The sequence below is a fragment of the bacterium genome, assembly GCA_030654305.1.
Classification (GTDB): Bacteria; Krumholzibacteriota; Krumholzibacteriia; order LZORAL124-64-63; family LZORAL124-64-63; genus PNOJ01.
In genome coordinates this window covers 1-1,652 of sequence record JAURXS010000315.1, presented here as the reverse complement: position 1 = coordinate 1,652, position 1,652 = coordinate 1, and the positions used below count along the sequence as shown (strand labels likewise).

The window sequence follows — 1,652 nt, the reverse complement described above, 5'->3', positions numbered from 1 at the left end:
TCTCGGGCGGAACCAAGGGCGTGGGCGCCGCCGTGGTGCGCGGTCTGCACGCGGCGGGCGAGCAGGTGAAGACCACGGTGCGTTCGCTGCCCGCAACGGCCATCGACGCCGTGACCTACATCGCAGCCGATCTCACCACGGCGCAAGGCGTGGCGGACGTGGCGCAGTCGGTGCTCAGCCTATGGGGCGGCGTGGACATCCTGGTCAACGTGCTGGGTGGCTCCAGTGCGCCGGGCGGCGGCTTCGCAGCCCTCGACGATGCGCACTGGTTCAACGAACTGAACCAGAACCTGATGCCGGCCGTGCGGCTCGACCGTGCGCTGCTGCCCGCCATGCTGGCCCGGGGTTCCGGCGTCATCGTTCATGTCAGCTCGATCCAGCGCCTGCTGCCCTTGCCGGAATCGACGACCGCCTACGCCGCGGCCAAGGCGGCCCTGTCCACCTACAGCAAGGCGCTGTCGAAAGAGGTGACGCCCAAGGGCGTTCGCGTGCTGAGCGTCGCGCCCGGCTGGATCGAGACGGAAGCCTCGGTGGCGCTGGCCGAGCGGCTGGCCCGCCAGGCCGGGACGGACTACGAAGGCGGCCAGCGGATCATCATGCAGTCGCTGGGAGGCATCCCGCTCGGACGACCGGCCAGGCCGGAAGAGGTGGCCGATCCGATCACCTTCCTGGTGTCACCGCGCGCGGGCTCCATCTCGGGATCGGAGCACCTGATCGACGGCGGCACGGTGCCGACGGTCTAGGACGCCACTACGCCGCGTGAGCGCGCAGCCAGGCCACGATGTCGGCGGTCACCTCGTCGCGGTTGCTCTCGTTCAGGATCTCGTGGCGGGCGCCGGGGTACAGCTTCACCGTCACGTCGGCCAGGCCCGCCTCGCGGTAGCGCTGGCCCAGCAGCTGGATCAGCGCGCCGCCGCCGGCCAGCGGGTCGGCGTCGCCGGAGGCGATCAGCACCGGCAGGTCGCGGCGGATGCCGGCCAGCAGCGCCGGGTCGGCCACCCGGGGCGCGGGCTCGAACAAGGCGGGGATCACATCGGCCGGCACGTCCCAGCCACACCAGGGGTTTGCCACGTAGGCGTCCACCTCGGCGGGGTCGCGCGACAGCCACTCGTAGCCCGTGCGGTGCTCGAAGCCCGCGTTGAACGCTTCGAGCCCGGCGGGTGCGTCCGCGGGCGCGTTGGCCATGGCCGCGCCGAACGCGTCCAGCGCGGTCGAGCCGGACAGCACCACACCCGACCAGGTCCGCGAGTGGTCGAGCAGGGCCGCCTGCGCGGCAAACGACCCCATCGAATGCGCGAACAGAAACACCGGCAGGCCACCGTGTTGCGCGCGCAGCGCGGCGCCGAACTGGGCGACATCGGCGATCAGGCCGCCGAACCCGGCGGCGCCGAAGTCGCCCAGCCGCCCGTTGGCGGTGCGCCCATGGCCGCGGTGGTCCACCGCGTGGACCACGAAGCCGGCCGCGTTGAGCGCCCGGGCAAAGCGGTCGTAGCGCTCACCGTGTTCGGCCAGCCCGTGGGCGATCTGCACCACGCCGGTGGGCGGGCCGTCCACGTCGGCCCAGGTGTAGGTCACGATCGGGGTGCGGTCGGCGTCGGAGATGAAGGAGGAGGTCGAGGTGGTCATCGGACCATTCTCACCCCGCACACGTT

The 1,652-nt window shown here is 72.0% G+C and carries 2 protein-coding genes; one reads left to right on the top strand and one right to left on the bottom strand.

The window, feature by feature from the left end; all coding sequences use genetic code 11:
- A partial coding sequence (locus Q7W29_09070) for an SDR family oxidoreductase (GenBank protein ID MDO9171968.1) occupies positions 1 to 743 on the top strand: 743 nt, incomplete at its 5' end.
- A gap of 7 nt (positions 744 to 750) precedes the next feature.
- Here Q7W29_09070 and Q7W29_09065 read toward each other — a convergent pair.
- Positions 751 to 1,626, bottom strand: coding sequence for an alpha/beta fold hydrolase (locus Q7W29_09065; GenBank protein MDO9171967.1), 876 nt, complete (start codon positions 1,624 to 1,626; stop codon positions 751 to 753).
- Positions 1,627 to 1,652 lie beyond the last annotated feature (26 nt).

Bases quoted from the DNA above. Each gene is read 5' to 3' on its own strand.
- Q7W29_09065 (MDO9171967.1), bottom strand. From the start codon at position 1,626: ATGACCACCTCGACCTCCTCCTTCATCTCCGACGCCGACCGCACCCCG.